3 protein-coding genes are annotated in these 2,752 nt (G+C 62.4%); all 3 read left to right on the forward strand.

The genetic code is table 11. The features are described from left to right. The first annotated feature begins 2 nt into the window (after positions 1-2). The 3 genes from GR138_RS30065 to GR138_RS30075 are packed head-to-tail and all read left to right on the forward strand — an operon-like array spanning position 3 to position 2,745. Positions 3-875, forward strand: a complete 873-nt coding sequence (locus tag GR138_RS30065) for a carbohydrate ABC transporter permease (protein WP_160862929.1) — start codon at positions 3-5, stop codon at positions 873-875. An 18-nt stretch (positions 876-893) separates the two neighbouring features. After that, positions 894-1,718 carry a carbohydrate ABC transporter permease gene (locus tag GR138_RS30070; protein ID WP_160862930.1) on the forward strand — a complete coding sequence of 275 codons (825 nt, stop codon included), beginning with the start codon at positions 894-896 and terminating at the stop codon, positions 1,716-1,718. A 25-nt stretch (positions 1,719-1,743) separates the two neighbouring features. Beyond that, positions 1,744-2,745 (forward strand): ABC transporter ATP-binding protein, encoded by a 1,002-nt coding sequence (locus tag GR138_RS30075; RefSeq protein ID WP_160862931.1) that lies wholly within the window; start codon positions 1,744-1,746, stop codon positions 2,743-2,745. Positions 2,746-2,752: the final 7 nt, after the last annotated feature.

Genomic DNA, 2,752 nt, shown 5'->3' on the forward strand with positions numbered 1-2,752 from the left:
CAATGTCGACTGCGAACACGCGCGGATTGGCGCGATTGATGTTGGCGCCGTCGGTTGGGTTGTTGCTGGTGTGGATGATCGTGCCATTGGCGATGACGCTGTGGTTTTCGTTCCAGAACTACAACCTGCTGAACCCGGCGAATGTCAGCTGGGCGGGGCTGTTCAACTATCAGTATTTCTACACCGATCCGGCCTTCTTCCAGTCGATCTGGAACACGCTGTTGATCGTCGTCGGCGTGCTGTTGATCACCGTGATTGGCGGCGTCGGCATTGCGCTCCTGCTCGACCAGCCGATGTGGGGGCAGGGGATCGTGCGCATCCTCGTCATCTCGCCGTTCTTCGTCATGCCGCCGGTGGCGGCCCTGGTGTGGAAGAACATGATCATGCATCCGGGCTACGGCGTGCTTGCCGATATCAACCGGGCGCTCGGTCTCCAGCCGGTCGACTGGTTCGCGCAATATCCGCTGTTTTCGATCATCATCATCGTCGCCTGGCAATGGCTGCCCTTTGCCACGCTGATCCTGTTGACCGCGCTGCAATCGCTCGACGGCGAACAGAAGGAGGCGGCCGAGATGGACGGCGCCGGCTTCGTCTCCCGCTTCATCTACCTGACGGTGCCGCATCTCTCGCGCTCGATCACCGTCGTCATCCTGATCCAGACGATCTTCCTGCTCGGCGTCTATGCGGAGATCCTCGTCACCACCAATGGCGGCCCGGGTTATGCGTCGACCAACCTGCCGTTCCTGATCTACCGCACGGCCCTTCTCGGCTACGACGTCGGCGGAGCCTCCGCCGGTGGCATCATCGCCGTCATCCTTGCCAACATCGTCGCCTTCTTCCTGATGCGCGCCGTCGGCAAGAACCTCGACAAGTAGGGATAGGAGGAAACCACCATGGCCAGAGCCGTCTCGACACGACGCACCGTCGTCTTCACCATCGCCGCCTGGATCGTCGCGCTGATCATCTTCTTTCCGATCCTCTACACGATCATCACCTCGTTCAAATCCGAGACCGAGGCGATCCAGGGTTTTGACATCATCCCCTCGGGCACGATCGAGAGTTATGCGGCCGTGCAGGCGCAGAGCAACTACTTCAAGTTCTTCCTGAACTCGGTGGTGCTGTCGCTCGGCTCGACGCTGCTGGCGCTTTTGATCGCCGTGCCGGCCGCCTGGTCGATGGCGTTTTCGCCGACCGCCAAGACCAAGGACATCCTGATGTGGATGCTCTCGACGAAGATGATGCCGGCGGTCGCCGTGCTGGTGCCGATCTACCTCCTCTTCCGCGACTTCGGCCTGCTCGACAGCCGCATCGGCCTGACCGTCATGCTGACCATGATCAACCTGCCGATCGTCATCTGGATGCTCTACACCTACTTCCGCGAGATCCCCGGCGAGATCCTGGAAGCGGCGCGCATGGACGGGGCCTCGCTGTGGGGCGAGATCGTCTATGTGCTGACCCCGATGGCGGTGCCCGGCATTGCGTCGACCATGCTGCTCAACATCATCCTCGCCTGGAACGAGGCGTTCTGGACGATCCGCCTGACGACGACGAACGCAGCACCGCTCACCGCCTTCATCGCCTCGTTCTCCAGCCCGCAGGGCCTGTTCTGGGCGAAACTGTCGGCCGCCTCGACGCTCGCCATCGCGCCCATCCTGATCATGGGGTGGTTCTCACAAAAGCAGCTTGTCCGCGGCCTGACCTTCGGCGCCGTGAAGTAAAGAACAGGATCGGGGAGGAACCATCATGGGCCAGATCATTCTGAAAAAGGTCAACAAGTCGTTCGGCGAGACGCAGGTCATTCCGGGCATCGACCTGACCATCAATGAGGGCGAGTTCGTCGTCTTCGTCGGGCCGTCGGGCTGCGGCAAGTCCACGCTGCTGCGCCTGATCGCCGGCCTGGAAGACACCACGAGCGGCATCATCGAGATCGACGGGCGCGACGTCACCGGGGAGGCGCCGGCAAAACGCGGGCTTGCCATGGTGTTCCAGTCCTACGCGCTCTATCCGCACATGTCCGTGCGCAACAACATCGCCTTCCCGCTGAAGATGGCGAAGATGAGCCCCGAGGCGATCGACAAGAAGGTGACGGAGGCCGCACGCGTGCTCAACCTCACCAACTATCTCGAGCGCCGTCCGGGCCAGCTTTCCGGCGGCCAGCGCCAGCGCGTGGCCATCGGCCGGGCGATCGTGCGCGAACCGTCGGCCTTTCTGTTCGACGAGCCGCTGTCCAACCTCGATGCCGCCTTGCGCGGCACGATGCGGCTGGAGATCAGCGAGCTGCACCACCAGCTGAAGACCACGATGATCTACGTCACGCATGACCAGGTGGAGGCCATGACCATGGCCGACAAGATCGTCGTGCTCAATGCCGGCAATATCGAGCAGGTCGGCTCACCGCTCGATCTCTACAACAAGCCCGACAACCTGTTCGTCGCCGGCTTCATCGGCTCGCCGCGCATGAACTTCGTCAAGGGCGAGGCGGCCAGACCGTACAACGCCCCGACCGTCGGCATCCGTCCCGAGCATATCAAACTCTCCAAGGACAGCGGCACCTGGAAGGGCCTCGTCGGTGTGGCCGAACATCTCGGCTCCGACACCTTCCTGCATGTCAATGTCGAGGGCATCGGCATGATGACCGTGCGCGCCGGCGGCGACTTCCCCGTCACCCATGGCGACACCGTCTACCTCACCCCCGACGAAACCCGAATCCACCGCTTCGACGACGCCGGAAAGGCCGTCAGATGAATAGGCT

This window comes from Shinella kummerowiae (assembly GCF_009827055.1).
GTDB classification, from domain to species: Bacteria; Pseudomonadota; Alphaproteobacteria; order Rhizobiales; family Rhizobiaceae; genus Shinella; species Shinella kummerowiae.